This is a genomic window from Vibrio sp. 378, from assembly GCF_033339435.1.
Window position 1 is genome coordinate 1 of sequence record NZ_JAWOUO010000179.1, and the last position, 1,019, is coordinate 1,019.

General features: G+C 46.3%; 1 protein-coding gene. It reads left to right on the plus strand.

Features of this window, described 5'->3' with window-relative positions; genetic code table 11:
* Positions 1 to 1,019, plus strand: a 1,019-nt coding sequence (locus R7Q48_RS24980) for an outer membrane protein transport protein (RefSeq protein ID WP_318132811.1), incomplete at both ends; no start/stop codon positions are given.

Genomic DNA, 1,019 nt, shown 5'->3' on the forward strand with positions numbered 1-1,019 from the left:
ACTTAAGCATTCGGTAAATCAGAGTGTAATTAACTCCTCTTCAACCTCTTCAGATGACTTCGCACATGATGCAATCATTCCAAACTTCTACCTATCACACCAATACAACGAACAATTCGCAATCGGCCTAGCGTTCGGTACGAACTACGGTATGGAAACGGATCTAGGCAAAGGCTTTGCCGCCTCTCATTTTGGTAACGAAGCAAGCGTAACCACAATGGAAGCAAACCTAAACGCAGCATACAAAATTAATAATGCGGTAAGCATTGGTGGTGGTATTCGTTACATCATCGGTGAAGGAAGTTTTGGCGCTACGACTCCTAAAGTAAACGTATTACAAAAACCTCAAGGTACGACTCTTAAGTACATGGAAGGTGACGATACGGCTTGGGGTTGGCAATTGGGTACAGCGTGGCAGATCAATGAAAACAACCGCATCGGTTTCACGTACAAATCTGAGGTTGAGCTAAAGCTTGAAGGTCATGCTGAGGGCCTTGGTTTTGGCTTCGGTACTCCTAAGCTTCCACAGCTGCGTGACAATGGCTACATGTACCTAAACCTACCAGCAACGGCTGAACTAGCGAGCTTCCACCAAGTAACAGACCAACTTGCGCTACACGCAAGTTTCAACTGGACTGACTGGAGTTCTTTCGAGAAGCTAGAAGCTCACCTAGAAACCGCTGGTACACACATGGTGAAAGTGGAAAACTGGGAAGATAACTACCGCTTTGCAGTTGGTGCGACTTACCAACTTCAACCTAAGGTAACCCTACGTACTGGTATTGCATACGATACGTCTGCTGTAAGTGATAAGAACCGCACGATCACTATTCCAGAAACAGACCGTACTTGGTTAAGCATCGGTGCAACTTATGACTGGACGAAAGACTTCAGCCTAGACGCTGGCTTCACTTACATTATCGCGAAAGACGCACCAATCGTTGAGTCTCGTGGCTACAAGTCAGACGATTCAGCTGAAGCAGTTGGCGGTCAATTCGTTGGTGAAACAACGGGTAACG